Origin of the sequence: Clostridium sp. Cult3, from assembly GCF_021655115.1 — a bacterium.
Classification (GTDB): Bacteria; Bacillota; Clostridia; order Tissierellales; family Tepidimicrobiaceae; genus PPXY01.
In genome coordinates this window covers 23,842-39,081 of sequence record NZ_PPXY01000004.1, presented here as the reverse complement: position 1 = coordinate 39,081, position 15,240 = coordinate 23,842, and the positions used below count along the sequence as shown (strand labels likewise).

Genomic DNA, 15,240 nt, shown 5'->3' with positions numbered 1-15,240 from the left:
TTTATTTTTTATCAACCATCTCTTGCTGGAATTCCTTGGGTATATACCACTTATCAATATTTCTATATACATTGAAAAACGTAGGATCCACATCTCCCATTACTTTTTTATCTACTAGTAAAGCATCATTTTTAAAAAACAAACTCACATAAGGCAAATCCTCGTTTATTACAGACTGTAAATTTTCATAAGCTTTTAACTTATTATCTCTGCTTGTTGCGCTAAAGGCTTTAACCAAAGCTTCATCCATTACTTCACTATTGTATCTAATAAAGTTGGTGCCATTTTTTATTTGACTGGAATGAAAAGCAAAGGATAACTCAGGGATTATAGACAAATGCCAGCCTAATAGGGCTATGTCGTAGTCTCCTTTCACTACCTGATTGTATACCTGTTCCCACTGTTCCTCTACCATTTCTTCCGTTATGTTTTCAGGTATCCTATCAGAATAGTCCTTAGTGATGTGAATACCTATTTTGTTTAAGTCCTCTACGATCATATCTGCCACCTTTAGTCGTAAAGGATTATATGAATTGGTAATAAGCCTTAACTCAACCTTTCTGCCCCCTTCATCTTCATAAAACCCATCCCCATCTATATCCTTCCAACCTAGCTTATTCAGTTCTTCCTTAGCTTTAGAAGGGTTGTATCCATATATATTTGAATCCTCTGATAATAGCCATGAATTAGGATAGATTGGCAAGTCCGTCTGTGTTCCGTGACCTAAGTAGACCCTCTGGATTATGGACTGTCTATCTATGCCATAGGCAAAAGCCTTTCGCAAACCACTGCCACTCTCCCTACTAAAGATATCTTTAGAAAAGTTAAAACCTAAAAATTCATAATTTGGTGAAATAAATTCATATATTCTAATCCTATTATTTTGATCATATTTTTCCCAATCTACATCTATAGCTGTAGTTACATGAACTTGTCCAGTTTCAAAAGCTGTTAATGATAGCTCTTCGTCTTCTAGTATTTTACCAACTACACTATCTATATAGGGCCTACCTTCCCTGTATTTATCGTAAGATTCCAGAAAGATAGTTTTATGCTTTTCATAGTCTACAAATCTATAAGGCCCAGTACCTATTGGAGTAAAATTCTCTTCTGTCAATGCAGCTATATACGAATTCTTGTCTTCCCTTTCCGCTGCAAATCTATGTTTTGGCAAAATGGGAAAAGTCAAAGTTTCTAGTCCGTGGCTAAAAGATTCATCAAATCTAATGTCTATATGGTAATCATCTAACATTTGCACATCTAATATCTTGTGAATATTAGAAGCATTAAAGCTTCCTAAAGCATTGCTAAACATCTTCTTGTAGCTAGTGTCATCATTAGCATACTTAATAGTATTTATGGTAAAAGCCACATCTTCAGCTGTAAACTTTTCACCATCATGCCACAATACATCTTCCCTAAGTTTGATACTAATTATTTTCCCTTCTTCTTTTAAAGTATAGTCTTCAGCTAACTGATTTACTACATTTAAATCGTCTCCTAATTCAAATAATCCCTCATAAATCAGTTTACTAAAATGATAGTAACTCATATTTTCATTGATTAAAGGATTTAAAGTCTTGATAGTAGATAAAGGAAGTATCAATTCCCCACCAAATTCTGGCTCATACGCTATTTTATTGTTTACATCAACATCAAATGCATCGATAGGATTATCCTTAGTATCCTTCTCACATCCGGTTACAGTGACTGATATGATTAGGATCAGCATTATAGCTAGTATCCTTTTAACCTTCAAATTGACCCCCCCTTTTACTATTTGTGTATTACTAATGCCTTTATTAGCTTTCGAATATTATGCAATAATACAAGAAAATAAGGTTCCTTGTCTTCATCAAGTTTTTCAAACTGACCACCATATAATTTTTTGTACATATTATAGTTTGCAATTACTTTTTCTACATATTGATCCGTTTCTTTAAATGGTATCCTTTTTAATGTTTTACCATCTTCACAATATCTGTCGTCTTTTAACCATTTATTTACATTGCCACTACCACCATTATATGCCGCTAATATCAACTTAAGATTGTCATCAAATTCTATAGATAGAATATTTAAATACCAGGTCCCAATCATTATATTCCTATCTGGTTCAAATAACATGTCTAAATTAAAATCATCTATAGATAAAACTTCCGATGCCCATTGTCCTGTAGTAGAAGAAATTTGCATAAGCCCCCTAGCCTCTTTAGTAGATATAGCATCTTTGTCAAAATTGCTTTCTACATTTATTATTGCTGCTACTAAATAGGGATCTACATTAAATTGTTCGGAATATTTCTTTATCGTATTCCTATAGGATAGAGGATAGGAAATTTTAAGATATAAGGTAGTAGCAAATAGTATGATAGCGATTAGTATTATGGAGATTAATATACCTTTTAGTAGTTTATTAACTGGCCATGTCAAATCAAACCCTCCAAAACATTATCTTATTTCCCTTAATATATAGTCCAATTGTTTCCCTAGAGATTTTATATCTCCTCTATTATCTATTATCTTCGTTGCATATGCTCTTTTCATCTCCATGGGTATCTGAGCCCTAACCCTATGGATTGCCTCCTCCTCACCTATATTATCCCGTCTAATCAATCTGTTTAATTGAGTGGTTTTATCGGCATAAACTAACCATATTTCATCAAAGATAATTTCATATTCCCGAAATTTATCTATCTCTTCTATTAATAATGGTACGTCGATAAATATGATTTTTTCCCTTTTTTTATATTCAGTTATACGGTTCTTTATAGTTTCTAAAATATATGGGTGTATTATATTATTTAATTTCTTCCTTCTGGTTTCATCTTTGAAGATTAGATCACCAAGCTTTTTCCTGTCAATTGTTTTATCTTCATTTAAAATACTCTCTCCGAAGTAAGTCACAATCTCCTCATAGGCAGGAGAACCTACTTCTACCACCTGCCTAGCTATCTTATCTGCATCTATTACTTTAAATCCTTTATTAATCAACATCTCCGTAACCGTTGTTTTACCAGTAGCTATGCCACCAGTTAATCCTATTATCTTACAATCATTGAGTCTCATACCAATTATCCCCTACGCTAATTTCTACCTTTAGCGGCACATTTAAAGTGATAGAACTTTCCATAATATCTTCCATCAAATTTTTTACCTCTTCAATCTCATCCTTATGGGTTTCAATAATAAGTTCGTCATGAACTTGAAGTATTAGTTTTGATTTTAAGTTTTTATTTTTTAGCTCTTCATATACTTTTACCATAGCTACCTTGATTATATCAGCAGCACTACCCTGTATTGGGGTATTCATAGCTACTCTTTCTCCAAAAGATCTTACATTAAAATTCCTAGATTTAAGTTCTGGAACATATCTTCTTCTGTTTAATATAGTTTCAACATAGCCTTTTTCTTTGCCTATTTTTATGATATCATCCATATACTGTTTTACCATTTTATAATTTTTAAGATAACTATCTATATATTCCTTAGCTTCCTTTCTGGGTATATCTAAATCTCTAGATAAGCCATAATCACTTATTCCATATACTATACCAAAGTTAACAGCTTTAGCCCTATTCCTCATTAGTGGAGTAACCTCTTCTTTAGATATATTAAACACCTCTGAGGCTGTTTTAGTGTGGATATCCTCATCATGAAAGAAAGCTTCCATAAGTTTTGGATCCTTAGAAATGTGTGCCAATACCCTTAGTTCTATTTGGGAATAGTCCCCATCAACAAGTACATAATCTTGGGATTTAGGAACAAAAGCTTTTCTAATTTTTCTACCTTCTTCGGTTTTTATGGGTATGTTTTGGAGATTTGGCTCTGTACTAGATATCCTCCCAGTATTGGTTACAGTCTGATTAAAGCTAGAGTGAATTTTATTGGTTTCTCCATCTACTAGATTCATAAGCCCATCTATATAGGTAGATTTTAACTTTACCATCTGCCTATATTTAAGTATATTTTCTATTATATCATGTTGTCCTTTTAATTTATCTAATACTTCTGCATCTGTTGAATAGCCAGTCTTAGTCTTTTTTATTATAGGTAGTTTTAATTTATCAAACAATATTTCTCCCAATTGTTTAGGGGAGTTTATATTAAACTCCTCACCAGCCAGTTCATATATCTCCTTTGTTAGCCCATGGATTTGAGACTCAAACTCTTCACCTAATTGTCCTAATATATCTAAATCTACTTTGAAGCCATTAAACTCCATATCTGCTAATACTTCTACTAAAGGTAGTTCTACTTCATAATATAATTGGTCCATTTTTTGCTCCTGAATTCTCTTTTTTATTGGATCCTTTACACCGTATGTTAGATCCAATACCATGGAAATATACTCTGCTCTGGTTTCAATGGATAAATCCTTAAATGATTTTCTATTTTTGCCTTTACCTAGTAGTTCTTCCTCATCATAACCATAAATATTTAAATATTCCTTACCTAATTGATTAATACTATAGTTAGATTGGGCTGGATTTAGTAAATACCCTCCTATCATGGTGTCAAATTGTATATTATTTATAGGGATATCAAGTCTTAACAATCCTACTATATCTGCTTTTATCATATGTCCATATTTCTCTATTTGTTTGGATTCAAAGTACTTACCAAAAGTTGTTATAAAAGCCTTTATATCATTTTCCAAAAAATCTATATAATATGGTGAATTGTTTCCAATCTTTATTCCCAATCCAAGTATAGAACTATTTATATAGTGCTCATCTTCAAAGACAAATTTAAATCCAAAACTATCATGGGAATCCAACTCCTTAGTAATAGAATCAAAATCGTTATTCTTTAATATTTTGTATTTTACCTCATAAGTGGAATCTACTTTAGTTGTTATTTTGTCATCAGGTATTTTAGATAATAGACTGCCAAATTCAAACATTTCATACAGTTCCACTAGCCTGTTCCAATCAGGTTCTTTAACCTTTAATTCTTCAATAGAAAATTCTATCGGTACTGTTCTTATTATTTCACCTAATTCCTTGCTTAATAAAGCCATACTTTTATGTTCAATTAATGATTCCTTGGTCTTCTTGCCCTTTACTTCATCTATATTATCATATAGATTCTCAATAGTACTAAATTGTTTTAATAATTTTATACCAGTTTTTTCCCCAATTCCTGGTACTCCCGGGATGTTATCTGATTTATCCCCCATTAATCCCTTTAAATGAATAAGCTGCTCTGGAGTTATACCATATTCTTCTATTATCTTAGACCTGTCATATTCCTCCAATTCCGTAATACCCCTCTTTGTTATCAATACCCTTGTATCATCTGAAGTCAATTGTAAATAATCTCTGTCCCCTGTAACAAGTATTACCTCCATACCTTTTTCTTCGCCAATTCTAGATAGGGTTCCAGCAATATCATCCGCTTCATAACCCTCTAGTTCTATCTGGTGAATATTCATAGCTTTTAATATTTCCTTCAGTATAGGAAATTGTAAAGCAAGTTCATTTGGAGTCGAGGCTCTATTAGCTTTATATTCTTCGAAAGTTTCATGTCTAAAAGTTGGTCCCTTTTTGTCAAAAGCTACACTAAGATAATCTATATCATAATCCTCTTGAATTTTATATAGCATGGTTAAAAATCCGTAAACACCGTTGGTATATACTCCATCTTTAGTAGCTAGTAAAGGTAATGCATAAAAAGCTCTATGTAACAAACTATTTCCGTCTATAATCATTAACCTTTCTTTATTATCCCTATTCACAATACCACTCCTCATATATTATGTTGAAATCATTGTATTAATTCAGTTTAATGCAATAAAAAATATAGTCATCTACAATAATAAGTATACAATAAATGTTCATTCTCGTAAACAAAATGAAAATAAAATCCTTGATTGTTTTTAATTTTTGTGTTATTATATTTCTTGTAGTCAATATGCCGAAGTGGTGGAACTGGCAGACGCGTTGGACTCAAAATCCAATGGAGCTCAAACTCCGTGCGGGTTCGATTCCCGCCTTCGGCACCATTCTAAACAAGGCGAACTTAAAAGTTCGCCTTGTTTATTTTATATAAATTATTTTACTTTCCATTCATATTCTCATATCATATCCCTATTATTCTTTGTATGTAAATACTTGTCGATAAAAAATACCAATGTCAAAGCTATTACACCAAATAGTATATCTGTCATATTGGCACTACTTATCAACATTTTTCTCGCTATAGCATACAATACTACTTCTAGTACCTTACCAGGAGTATGACTAATGAGCATTAACGCCAGTTCAAGCCCCACGACTAATAATAAGGTATGAGTTAAAAATCCTTGTAATATTTCGTAACTGGATATAGCATCCGTTTTAAATATGGTTATAGCTAAAACTGCTAAATCCTTAATACTTAAAATTACAGTAAAGATAATTAAAAATGCTAACAATACTTCTATCCAAATTATATACTTTCCTATTTGTGTCCTTACTTTTTTCAGCTTATCTTCTGTTTTTTTTGGCATAGTATCCCTCTTTCTAATCTATTTTCCCAGTATCATATTTAAATCCATTAAATTTTGTTGTAAATTGATCAATATATTTTTGATAGTATCATAGTCTTTTTCTAACAATTTGGGATCTGTAAACTGATCTTTTCTTTTGTTCAAAGCTTGAAGTTGAATATAAATATCTTCTAATTCCTCAAATATATCCTTTTTCAATACAGAAGGCTCCATTATTTCTCCTTCAGTAATTTCCACTTTTTCCTTTTTAATAATAAATTTATCGCCTAAATTGGGTATTATGGTTTCTATATTAAACTCAAATTCTATTAATTGGGCAAGGGTATTTGATGAGTCTTCTTCTCCATGAACAATAAATATCTTTTGTGGCTTTGTTTTAAACTTTCTTATCCATTCTATAAGCATTAACTGGTCCGCATGGCCAGAGAAACCTTGTAAATTATATATTTCTGACTTTACTGCTACTTCTTCACCTAGTATTTTTACTTTTTTGGCGCCATTTAATATGATTCTACCTAGAGTACCCTCTGCTTGATATCCAACAAATACCAAACTATTTTTTTCATCCCATATATTGTGCTTTAGATGGTGTCTTATTCTACCTGCTGTAGCCATACCGCTAGAAGAGATAATAACCTTTGGAAATTCATATTTGTTTAATGCCATGGATTCCTTTTGATCTTTTATATATCTTAGATTTGGAAATACAAAAGGATTATCTCCCTTTAAAATAAGGTTTTTTGCCTCTTTATTAAAACTACTAGAATTAGATTGGAAGGCCTCGGTAGCCATTACTGCCATGGGGCTGTCTACATATATTGGTATTTTCATATATTCTTCAATACTCTCATTGTATTCATAGTGTTTGTTTAGTTCATATATAAGCTCTTGAGTTCTTCCAACTGCAAAAGATGGTATTATCACAGTTCCACCTCTTAATACAGTATTATTTATAATACCTACTAATTTTTCAGCACTTTGTCCAAACCTTTCATGGATTGTATCACCATAGGTAGATTCAATTATTAGGTAGTCAGCTCTATCAATATACTCAGGATTATTGATAATAGGTCTATTAGGCATGCCTAAGTCTCCTGAAAAGACTAGTTTAATAGATTCTCCTTTTTCCTCTATCCACAGTTCTATAATAGCTGAGCCTAACATATGCCCTGCATCTCTAAACTTAAGCTGAATATCTTCATTTACTATTATCTTTTGATCATATAAATAGGTTTCAAAAAACTTTAGGCTAACTTCAGCTTCTTCAACCGTATATAAAGGCTCTATAGATTTTTTACCCGCTCTTTGTCGTTTCCTATTTTCCCATTCCACATCAGCTTCTTGAATCTTTGCAGAATCCCTTAGCATTATCTTGCAAAGATCATAAGTAGGTTTTGTTGTAATTATTTTACCTCTAAATCCGTCCTTTATAAGTTTTGGTATTCTCCCGCTATGATCTATATGAGCATGGGATAATATCAAATAATCTATGTTCCGAGGATCGTAGGGAAAGTTTTCATAATTCAATCTTTCTATCTCCGCAGAACCTTGAAACATACCACAGTCTATTAGAATATTATACTTATCAGTTTTAATTAAGTAGTTTGAACCAGTTACCATCTTAGCTGCTCCAAAAAATTGGATATCCATAGATACTCCTCCTCTTTATTAGAATATATTATATATTCTACATTGAGTATGTCAATCCCTTTTTTTAAATAATTTTAGATATAAATAAAAATGGAGAAGCCACTCAGTTCAAAATGGCTTCCCCATATATATTTTATTATATCAATCCAGTTATAAATATTATTACTAGAGCTATAGGTATAACAACTTTTACCAATGGTGCCCACCAATCATAAACTTTAAGTTTAACTGCTCCAATATTGGTTTCCTCTTGAAATTTATCAAATCTCCAAACCATTAAAGTATAAAATGCTGTAATTAAAGCTCCAATAGGCATCATTATATTGCCTGATAGATAATCTGCAAAATCAAAGAAATTTCTACCTCCAATTAGTATATCAGACCAAGGACCTTGGGCTAATATGGTAGGAAAACCTACTATAAATATAATTATTAAACTTAGCCATACAGCTTTTTTTCTGTTCATCTTAAATAACTCTGTACACGTCATTACAACAGGTTCTAAATATCCTAAAGCTGATGAAAGAGCAGCAAAAAATATCAATAAGAAAAACATCCCTCCAAATAATCCTCCTGCTGGCATTTGATTAAATAAGTTGGACATAGTTACAAATAGTAAATTCGGTCCAGAATCTGGAGATAGCCCTAAGGCAAATATAGCAGGGAACATGACTAAACCTGCAATAAATGCAGCTAGGGTATCAAAGGCAACAATTATGACGGAGTCTGTTGGAATATCACTATCTTTTGCAAGATAGGAACCATAAATAAAGGCACCTCCACTAGCTATCCCTATGGAAAAGAATGCTTGGCCCAAAGCTGTTAACAATACATTGCCATTTATCTTTGAAAAGTCAACTTTTAAATACCATTTTAATCCTTCCATTGCTCCTGGAAGTGTTAAAGACCTAATAGCCAATATGATCAACATAATAAATAATGTTGGCATCAATATCTTGCAAGCCTTCTCAATACCTTTTTCTAAGCCTTTTGCAGATATTAGACCTACTATAATAATACATGCAAGAGTAAAACCAGCCACAACACCAGTATTAGAAGTAAAGTCTACAAAGGCCTGAGAATAACCTTCCGCAGTCAAGCCGCTTAAACTACCAGTTATCATTTTCACCAAATAAGCTAAAATCCATCCCATAATCTGCATATAGTATGTTAGTATTACAAAGGCTGAAAGTACACCCATCCATCCTAACAATACCCAAAGACTTCCTTTTTTGGTTAAGGACCTCATCCCTAGAACCGGATTTAACTGAGTTTTACGGCCTAAGCTCATTTCCATATTAAAAAGTGGTATACCTATTAGTAAACATATTATCAAATATACAAATAAAAACGCACCGCCTCCATTTTGCCCTGTTAAATAGGGGAATCTCCACATGTTTCCGAGACCAATGGAAAACCCTGCAGCAGCCATAATAAATCCAAATCTACTTCCCCAACTTTCTCTCTTTTCCATTTAACTCACTCCTCTATTTTTATATAATAGGTTGCCAAATTCCAACGTTAAATATTTAACGCAATTGATTTTAATAATAAATCCGACTCCTTCCAAAGGAGAGGTGAAGGAAAGAATCGGATTCAATTATTATATTAATATAATATTATTTTCAGCTCTGTCCCTAAGGAGAGGTGATAAAAGGGGAAAGCCTAAAATAACATTTATTCAAATTGAGTTGGTTCTGTTACATCTGTATTTAAGGCTTCTAAAGCTCTCTTGACCATCTTACGTCTTAATGCATATTCTTCTTCAGCTGGTAGATCTGGATTTCCAACTGGATGAGGAATTGCAATTGTTGGAACTATTCTATTTGCACCTACAGATTCAGAAATAGTGGTGATTGTAGCCATGTGAACAATAGGTATACCATACCTTTCGATTTCTTTTACCATCGTTGCACCGCAACGTGTACAGGTACCTCAGGTTGAGGTTAATATAACACCATCTACACCGGCTTCTTTTAATTCCTTCCCTATTTCTGTACCAAATTTAACCGCATTTCCTACAGATGTTCCTGTTCCTGTTGTAGTATAGAAGTATTCAAATACTTTTCCGATAACGCCTTCTCTTTCATACTCTTTTAGCATATCAAGAGGCGCTACTCTGTCAGGAATCTCATTAGCATATACTGGGTCAAATCCACCATGGATTGTGCAGTATTCTCCAGTAAGAGCATCCCTTTTTGAAACATCGTATTTGCCCCATTTTTGAGCACTTGCTGATTGAATTCTGTCAGGATTTCCCAATGGTACCATACCACCAGTAGTTACTAGTGCAATAGTAGCCTTACTTAAGTCTTTTATAGAATCAGCTGGATTTACTTGGTCAAATACTGGCATTGGTAATTCCGTTTCAAACTCTTCACCATTTAGCCGAGCTAGTAGCATGTCAACAGCTCTTTGTGAGCCTCTTTTCTCTGTAAATACAGTCAACCTTTTGCCTTGGGGTATATATCCCTCTTCATGAGGTAAATCTAGTTCTTCACCTTTAGCTATTTTCTTCGCTAAATTTGCCATTACAGGTAAAGCTTTACGCATACCAGCAGCTGAGTCCGATGTTTCTGCTACTATAGCTACGCTTTTACACACATCTAATCCTGGATTTTCAATATACATCCCTGAAACTACTGGAATATTTAACTCTTCTACAACTGCCTTAGCAATCTCAGCACAAGCCATTCCATATCTTCCTGCATTAAAAGCTGGGCCTGTAACTACTATATCAGGGTCATTTTCTTTAATTATATTAAGAATATAAGGTAATGCTTCTTCCTTATTTTCGTTAAAATAGTTGTCACCACATATTATGGTTCCGATTACTTCTCCTTCATCTTTTAGTAAACCATTAAACCCAATTGCTGGTCCTATTGTTTCTTCCTTGTACATTGGCTTTATTCCTGCTTTATCTTCCCCACCAATTTGTCCAAAGAATTGGTTTACATAGTATATTACTTTAAATTTTCTAGTCATTTTTCATCCTCCTTTCACCTATGATTAATATAATTTTGCTGTGCAGTAGTGATATCCTATTTCCGATGTAGATCCTATTACAGCATTTAATTCACACATTAATGTTCCATCTTCAAGTAGTGCCCCATCCCAACCTCCTGCTAAAGTTGCTATGGATTCTGCATTTCCTATAACCTTATCTGCTGGTGGTAAAGTTACTACATGGCTTACATTTCCTCCTGATACAACTGCTACTGCTTCTTTAGCTGTATCAGCTAGCGGTTGGCTCATTCCATCTCTACCTGAACATTCATCTGTAATCAATACGGTTTTTATTCCTGCATCTTCCAGCCTTTTACAGATCATCAATAGGTCTGAGTCTGGGTTACCATAGCCTTCTTCTGATATGATCACTCCATCGACTCCAACCATCTTGCAAAGTTTTGCAGTATAATCACAGGTTCTAAACTTACCTTCTAGAGTAGTAAGCTCTGGAGTCAATACTACTCCCATGAAGTTCAATGTCTTCCCATGTTGTGCATATAAATCTAAAATCACCGAATTATTCTGATGTTGATAGGTAGTTATCTTATCGCATGCAGCAACGCAGTTGCCACTAATTACTGCTCCATCCAATTCTTCATTTGGATGTAATAATGTTGGTAATATCTTTTGACTATTAACTCCATAGATATAACCATCATGAAGTAACCCTTGAGAAATCAGCATTTCTACATATAGTACCTTTGGCAGATCAGGATATTTTTTAGTCTCTTCTGCATGACTTCCTATTTCATAGGTTAATATCTCATCAGGTTCTATTCCCCTACCTGCTTCGCCTATAAGTTCAGCAGCTCTTAATCCTACTGATCTTACAGTTGCTTCATGAGCATGGGGATCTAATCCTTCGACTGGAGTAATGTCGATTACTAGATTGAATGTTTTAGAGAAAGGCGTCCATTTAGCGCCCTCGCCCCACATGTCAATAACCCCTTCTTGAAACCCTACTATATCCCCAACGGTAACAACGGCAGCACCGTAAAGCACATTTACTTTACCTTCACCTAATTGGGCCATTTTAGTTGTTACTCCAGGGAATCCATTTCCAGTTCCTTCAATTTTTACCCTAGGTTCAATTACGTCTTTTACTGGAATGATCCTTACCTTTTCTCCTGGTCTAGCCACGTCAATTTTTACATCCTTAACCCTTTCATCTTCTTTTAGTTTAGCAATTAGTTCTTCTTCATTAACAGTCAACACTCCATCTTTTACTGCAGTTTCTTTACCAAGTTGGATATCCTTAATATGAATCCTTCTAAGTTCTAGTTTCAAAAAATCACCTCCAAATATTTTAAATCTAATTTTTATTAAAATTAACTTCTAAGTCTTTCAATGTAGACTTTAAAAGTTCATTGTCTATTAAAGCATAGTCATCAGCGTGGGCCCAATCTACCTTTCTATTTTCAAGAGTTTTTCTATAGTTTATAATGCTATTGTCTATAGTCTCTACATGGAAAAAGTTGATGGTCCTATTCTTTCTACCCACTACTATGGAACGATATGGTGAAAACAACATCCTCATACTAGCTCCTAAAGGATAACTAACTAATTCCACACCTTCATAGACTAAATCTCTAACTTTGATTAGTACATCCTCATAAGAGCCTTCTACAAAGCATAAATTTTCAATTTCTTTTTCTACTAATGGGTTGTTAGTTACTACTAGATATTTCAAACAATCCCACCTTTCATATAAGATTTTTAATCCAATGTGAGTATCAAGTAGTATAAAAGTATATAATTTACAATTATAATCATTTACTCTCATCTTCAATATCAATTGTTTTGTTTTTGTCTTATATCTGTATTGTATATGTATTTCAATTGTATTTCAATAGTATATTTGATATTTCTTTAAAAAAAGTTAAATTTTTATCGATAATCTAGTAACTAATAACCAGCTATTCCCACTACTATCTTTAATATCCATATATTGTTTTGTTTTTTGCTAAAAATGAATTTTTGTATCCATTAACAAAGATCAAAAAATTAAAAAGCCCCAAGACTAGTTTGATAAAAATCAAAACTAATCTTAGGGCTTTTAGCCATCAGTTGATTCTATTAAAGTAATTCTTGTTTTATTTTATCTACAAATGCATCGATATGTTCCCTTGCATATTTTTCTGCCATATCCTTATCCCTTTGTTTTATTGCTTCTAGTACCTTTCCTAAGCTATCAGTAAACAAGTCCATACTATCAAAGTAGCGTTGAGAATAATGCCATAATCTTTCCGTATGATTATGTAAATCAAGCAATATCTCTTGTAGGCATGGATTACCGCTACTTATAAATATAATATCGTGAAATTTCTGATCGTCGATAATAGCCTTTTGATAGTCTACTTCAATATTATAAGTTTGCAATCTACTGATAATAGCGTCTAATTCATCCATTTGCCCATCTGTAATCCTATCCACAGCTAATCTTGCAGCAAAAGGATCTAGTACCCTAGTTACTTCAAATACAGATTTCATATACATAAAATCAATAGGTGCAACTTGAGCACCAAATCTAGGAATAATATTTAATAGTTTGTCATTACTTAATTGATGAAATACTTTCCTTATAGGTGTTCTACTAATGTTAAACTCTTCAGCTACATCTACTTCATTAAGTACTTCTCCTGGTTCATATTCCAGTTCAATAATTCGTCTCTTTAAAATTTCATATATTTCTTCTGCTCCAACTTTTTTGCTCACCTTCATAACCCCTCACAAAAAATATTTAATACTTATTATAAATATATCATCTTTTGCTATTTTAGTAAAATACATTTTGTATTATTCTTGTATTTGTTTATAGTGAGGTTTACCCTCTAAATATTTATCTATATCTATCCCGTTCTCTACTCCAGTCCTTACTTTTCCCATATCTTTTATGTCACCAAGTAGAATAGCGGCTATTAGTTTATTATCTTTTACAAATAATTTATGGTGAACTCCTTCCGAAATATATTGATAAATCCCATCGTATTCATTTATATTTCCTATGGAAAATAGCTTGATTTCTCCTAATTGTAAACTAGTATAAGGTCTTGGTTCAATGTATTCTAGGTTTCCCCCAGTCATATTTCTACCTGCAACTTTCCCTTGTTCATTGCTAGCAGTCCAAAGCCCTATTATTTTATCATTTATTTCTATTACATCTCCTGCAGCATATATATTATCTATATTGGTTTTAAGATTGCTATCTATTAATATACCCTTGTTAGATCCTATTTCAGTATCCCTAATTAAATCTAAATTAGGTCGTATCCCCACTGAAAACAATATTGAATCTGTTCTTATTTGTCTACCATCCTCTAATTTGATTCCATTTGCCATTGTATCCCCAAGTATTTCTGTGGCTTGTGCATTTAAGTATAGATTAAACCCTTCCTCAATTAACCTACTTTCTAGTTTACGGGACAGTTCCTCATCTAATTGTCTAGGCAATATATATGGGGCAAATTCTACTATATTTACTTCTTTTCCTAATTGTTTCAATGCCCATGCTGCCTCAAGTCCTAATAGTCCGCCACCTATTACGGTGATATTATCCTTTGTGCTAAAGTAATTGTTAATATAGTTTAGATCCCTAAGAGTTCTTAGTGCTAATACTCCTTGTTTATACTTCCCTGCTACTGGTGGTATGAAAGGTCTACTGCCTGTGGCTATTAATAGTTTTTCATATTGAATCTCTATACCATCATCTAATCTTATTTTATTGTTCTTAGTATCCAGTTTTTCTACAATTTTATTTAATACCACTTCTATATTATTTTCTTCATACCATTCTTTCTTGTTTACCAACATTTCTTCTTCCTTATATTCTTTATATAAGCATTCCGTTAAACGCATTCGATAATAAGTTAAATATGATTCGCTGGACACCATAGTTATGCTACCATTTAAATCATTTCTCCTGATTTCCTTTGCGGCAGAAAGCCCTGCAATACCATTTCCTATTATTATATATTTAGCTTTTTTCATTATCTCACTCCTCAGACCATGATCAATAAATAGTTACCCAAAGTATATCGTTTTACACTAAAAATAGTCCCCAAATAATAAAGGGACCTTTTGCTTACAAT

12 protein-coding genes and 1 tRNA gene are annotated in these 15,240 nt (G+C 32.9%); 1 reads left to right on the top strand and 12 read right to left on the bottom strand.

The window, feature by feature from the left end; translation table 11 throughout:
* Window position 1: 1 nt before the first annotated feature.
* From C3E88_RS01180 to polA, 4 genes are read right to left on the bottom strand one after another with little or no spacing between them, the layout of a single operon-like run.
* Window positions 2-1,759 (bottom strand): peptide ABC transporter substrate-binding protein, encoded by a 1,758-nt coding sequence (locus tag C3E88_RS01180; protein WP_236908214.1) that lies wholly within the window; start codon window positions 1,757-1,759, stop codon window positions 2-4.
* A 17-nt stretch (window positions 1,760-1,776) separates the two neighbouring features.
* Window positions 1,777-2,433, bottom strand: coding sequence for a lytic transglycosylase domain-containing protein (locus C3E88_RS01175; protein ID WP_236908213.1), 657 nt, complete (start codon window positions 2,431-2,433; stop codon window positions 1,777-1,779).
* Window positions 2,434-2,451: 18 nt separating this feature from the next.
* Window positions 2,452-3,069, bottom strand: a complete 618-nt coding sequence (gene coaE, locus C3E88_RS01170) for a dephospho-CoA kinase (RefSeq protein WP_236908212.1) — start codon at window positions 3,067-3,069, stop codon at window positions 2,452-2,454.
* Window positions 3,056-5,713, bottom strand: coding sequence for a DNA polymerase I (gene polA, locus C3E88_RS01165; protein ID WP_236908217.1), 2,658 nt, complete (start codon window positions 5,711-5,713; stop codon window positions 3,056-3,058). The genes coaE and polA overlap by 14 nt, the downstream gene beginning before the upstream one ends.
* Window positions 5,714-5,918: 205 nt before the next feature.
* Here polA and C3E88_RS01160 point away from each other — a divergent pair.
* Window positions 5,919-6,007, top strand: a tRNA-Leu gene (locus C3E88_RS01160).
* A gap of 72 nt (window positions 6,008-6,079) precedes the next feature.
* On the opposite strand, the gene C3E88_RS01155 is transcribed toward C3E88_RS01160, so the two are convergent.
* The 8 genes from C3E88_RS01155 to C3E88_RS01120 all read right to left on the bottom strand — a co-directional run bounded on the left by C3E88_RS01155 (window position 6,080) and on the right by C3E88_RS01120 (window position 15,139).
* Entirely contained in the window at window positions 6,080-6,493 is a 414-nt protein-coding gene (locus C3E88_RS01155; protein ID WP_236908211.1) for a hypothetical protein, read from the bottom strand.
* 18 nt (window positions 6,494-6,511) lie between these two features.
* Entirely contained in the window at window positions 6,512-8,143 is a 1,632-nt protein-coding gene (locus tag C3E88_RS01150; protein ID WP_236908210.1) for an MBL fold metallo-hydrolase RNA specificity domain-containing protein, read from the bottom strand.
* A gap of 136 nt (window positions 8,144-8,279) precedes the next feature.
* Window positions 8,280-9,617, bottom strand: coding sequence for a sodium-dependent transporter (locus C3E88_RS01145; RefSeq protein ID WP_236908209.1), 1,338 nt, complete (start codon window positions 9,615-9,617; stop codon window positions 8,280-8,282).
* Window positions 9,618-9,820: 203 nt separating this feature from the next.
* Window positions 9,821-11,128, bottom strand: coding sequence for a glycine reductase complex selenoprotein B (gene grdB / locus C3E88_RS01140; RefSeq protein ID WP_236908208.1), 1,308 nt, complete (start codon window positions 11,126-11,128; stop codon window positions 9,821-9,823).
* Between the two features lie 24 nt (window positions 11,129-11,152).
* Entirely contained in the window at window positions 11,153-12,439 is a 1,287-nt protein-coding gene (locus C3E88_RS01135) for a glycine/sarcosine/betaine reductase component B subunit (protein ID WP_236908207.1), read from the bottom strand.
* Between the two features lie 25 nt (window positions 12,440-12,464).
* A complete protein-coding gene (locus tag C3E88_RS01130) occupies window positions 12,465-12,842 on the bottom strand; it encodes a GrdX family protein (RefSeq protein WP_236908206.1) in 378 nt (125 codons plus the stop codon).
* A gap of 386 nt (window positions 12,843-13,228) precedes the next feature.
* Entirely contained in the window at window positions 13,229-13,867 is a 639-nt protein-coding gene (locus tag C3E88_RS01125) for a GntR family transcriptional regulator (protein WP_236908205.1), read from the bottom strand.
* Between the two features lie 81 nt (window positions 13,868-13,948).
* Complete coding sequence (locus C3E88_RS01120; RefSeq protein WP_236908204.1) at window positions 13,949-15,139, bottom strand: NAD(P)/FAD-dependent oxidoreductase; 1,191 nt, start codon at window positions 15,137-15,139, stop codon at window positions 13,949-13,951.
* Window positions 15,140-15,240 lie beyond the last annotated feature (101 nt).

What these genes read in the sequence shown, in the direction of transcription:
- C3E88_RS01150 (WP_236908210.1), bottom strand. Translation starts at nt 8,143, where the DNA reads ATGGATATCCAATTTTTTGGAGCAGCTAAGATGGTAACTGGTTCAAAC.
- coaE (WP_236908212.1), bottom strand. Translation starts at nt 3,069, where the DNA reads ATGAGACTCAATGATTGTAAGATAATAGGATTAACTGGTGGCATAGCT.
- C3E88_RS01155 (WP_236908211.1), bottom strand. Translation starts at nt 6,493, where the DNA reads ATGCCAAAAAAAACAGAAGATAAGCTGAAAAAAGTAAGGACACAAATA.
- C3E88_RS01145 (WP_236908209.1), bottom strand. Translation starts at nt 9,617, where the DNA reads ATGGAAAAGAGAGAAAGTTGGGGAAGTAGATTTGGATTTATTATGGCT.
- C3E88_RS01120 (WP_236908204.1), bottom strand. Translation starts at nt 15,139, where the DNA reads ATGAAAAAAGCTAAATATATAATAATAGGAAATGGTATTGCAGGGCTT.
- polA (WP_236908217.1), bottom strand. Translation starts at nt 5,713, where the DNA reads ATGATTATAGACGGAAATAGTTTGTTACATAGAGCTTTTTATGCATTA.